Annotated in this window: 4 protein-coding genes; all 4 read left to right on the top strand. The window is 39.8% G+C overall.

The genetic code is table 11. The features are described 5' to 3' along the window. A partial coding sequence (locus tag WBM98_RS13685) for a sulfite exporter TauE/SafE family protein (protein ID WP_424366584.1) occupies positions 1-681 on the top strand: 681 nt, incomplete at its 5' end. Positions 682-777: 96 nt separating this feature from the next. After that, positions 778-1,155: a hypothetical protein gene (locus WBM98_RS13680; RefSeq protein ID WP_424366583.1), complete on the top strand. Its 378-nt coding sequence runs from the start codon at positions 778-780 to the stop codon at positions 1,153-1,155. Positions 1,156-1,466: 311 nt separating this feature from the next. Then, entirely contained in the window at positions 1,467-1,739 is a 273-nt protein-coding gene (locus WBM98_RS13675; protein WP_424366582.1) for a DUF4242 domain-containing protein, read from the top strand. 60 nt (positions 1,740-1,799) lie between these two features. Further along, positions 1,800-2,328: pyridoxal-dependent decarboxylase (locus tag WBM98_RS13670; RefSeq protein WP_424366581.1), on the top strand; the 529-nt coding region annotated here is incomplete at its 3' end.

Raw genomic sequence — 2,328 nt, 5'->3', positions numbered from 1 at the left:
AGTCCGGTGACAACAACGGCATATTCGCTATTTGTGGTAGGCACTTCTGCCTCCATAGGGGCCCTGAGAAATTGGAATAAGGGATTGATTGATTTTAGAATCGCCATTGTTTTTGCCATCCCGGCATTCATAGCCGTATTTATTGTTCGAAAATATCTGCTTCCTATAATCCCATTGGAGCTTTTTACCATATTCGATTTAGTAGTCACCAAGGATATGGCCGTAATGGTGTTCTTGGCCATCATCATGTTGTTCAGTGCCATCTCAATGATATGGAAAAGGAAATTACCCCAAGGCGGTCATCATTCAATTGGTTTTAATTATAAGTTGATCGTACTTCAAGGAATTAGTATTGGCCTCATCACCGGTGTTGTAGGCATTGGAGGGGGATTTCTGATTATTCCCACCTTGGTCTTATTGGTTAAACTACCGATGAAGAAAGCGGTTGCCACCTCCTTGTTCATTATCGCCCTAAAATCACTGATCGGCTTTATGGGCGATCTAGGGCATATCGAAATAAACTGGCAATTTCTTTTAGGATTCACCATGGTTTCGACCCTGGGTATTTTTGTGGGCATGTACCTTTCATCCTTTATCAAAGGAGAAAAACTGAAAAAATCTTTTGGGTGGGTGGTAATGGTCCTTGCAATAGGCATTTTTTATAAGGAAATATTCACATAAAGATCTGAGCTATACAGAACAAATACATTTTTAGGTAACAGGAACATAGAATTGAAAGCAATAGTTAATAATTAGTAACATTTAAAACCTAATACAATGAAAATCAAAAAAGAAGATTTACCGATCATCATGCAAGCGCCAAATATGATCATGCGCTCACAACAAGATTGTGGCGGAATAACCCTAGGTTATAATGAATTGCCAGCAGGTACTGATTTTAGACCTTTATTGAAAGGATTGGCAAACGACAGTTGCCATTGCCCGCATTGGGGCTATGTCATCGAAGGGCAAATGCTGATCTTTTATGACGACGGAAAAGAAGAATTGGTCAGCGCCGGGGACGTCTATTATTGGCCTGCGGGCCATACGGGGATTGTAAAGGAAGACCTTAAATTTCTTGAGTTCAGTCCGACAAAGGAAATGAACGATGTGCTCACCCATGTAGGTAAAAGAATGGCCGAATTAGCGGGTTAATTGTAATATGGAACCTGTGGTATAGTATACCACAGGTTTATGAACAAAAAGAAAATCTAGGGTATTTTATGTAACTTGTTACTTTCGTAAAAAGGTTGAAAATAGCTTGCTATACAACCAAATAGATAGTTTCTCCCCTAAGTTTACGATTTGATGATTGTTCGAGTACGGGTTACCCTTACATAAAGTATTTCGAAGTAGCGGATTAGTATGACCATTCACCCAGAAAAATGAAAGTGGAGTCTAGAGACCACTCAAAAAACAGGGCAACACCGAAAAGCCATAGGAGTAGGAAATTAAACAATTGTATTATGCCTAAATATGTAATAGAAAGGGAAATTCCGGGAGCCGGTAATTTAACAGCGGAACAATTAAAGGGAATCTCACAAACTTCATGCGGAGTACTAAGTTTGATGGGGCCACAAATACAATGGGTGCAAAGTTATGTGACAACCGATAAGGTCTACTGCATTTATAATGCCCCCAATGAAGCGATGGTTCGCGAACATGCGAAAAAAGGGGGATTTCCGGCAAATTCGGTGAGTCAAGTTGCGACCATTATAGATCCAACAACAGCGGAATGATTCATTGTGAAATCCAATTTTATAAAGACGGAACAGAGATTCAGCGTAATAAAACGATTAATGCACTACAAAAGAACGAGACCAATTGAAATCGAGAAAGAGGATTTCAAAAAAATAGGATATCAGGTAATCGATACAATAGCTGATTTTTTTGATACCATTGAAGAATATCCGGTAACAAAAGGGGAATCACCCTTACAAATCCAAAATATTCTGGGCACTTCTACATTGCCCGTGCATGCTACATCTTCTACGGAAATTGTCAAAAGAACCACTGATTTATTACTGAATCATTCCTTGTTCAATGGACATCCAAAATTCATGGGGTATATTACCTCATCCCCAGCCCCCATTGGGGTTTTGGCAGATTTAATTGCATCGGCCATGAATCAAAATGTAGGGGCCCAAGTATTAAGTCCCATGGCCACCGAAATCGAAAAACAAACAGTGCAATGGTTAGCTGAATTTATCGGGGTTTCCCCGAATTATGGGGGAATTTTGGTCAGTGGGGGCAATATGGCCAATTTTACGGCTTTTTTAGCGGCACGAACCGCTAAAGCACCAAAGAGTATAAAAGAAGATGGTATTA

The organism is Maribacter sp., from assembly GCF_049667165.1.
GTDB lineage: Bacteria > Bacteroidota > Bacteroidia > Flavobacteriales > Flavobacteriaceae > Maribacter_A.
This window is presented reverse-complemented; position numbering and strand designations above follow the sequence as displayed.

Coding starts and splice junctions, on each gene's coding strand:
- WBM98_RS13680 (WP_424366583.1), top strand. CDS start 778: ATGAAAATCAAAAAAGAAGATTTACCGATCATCATGCAAGCGCCAAAT.
- WBM98_RS13675 (WP_424366582.1), top strand. CDS start 1,467: ATGCCTAAATATGTAATAGAAAGGGAAATTCCGGGAGCCGGTAATTTA.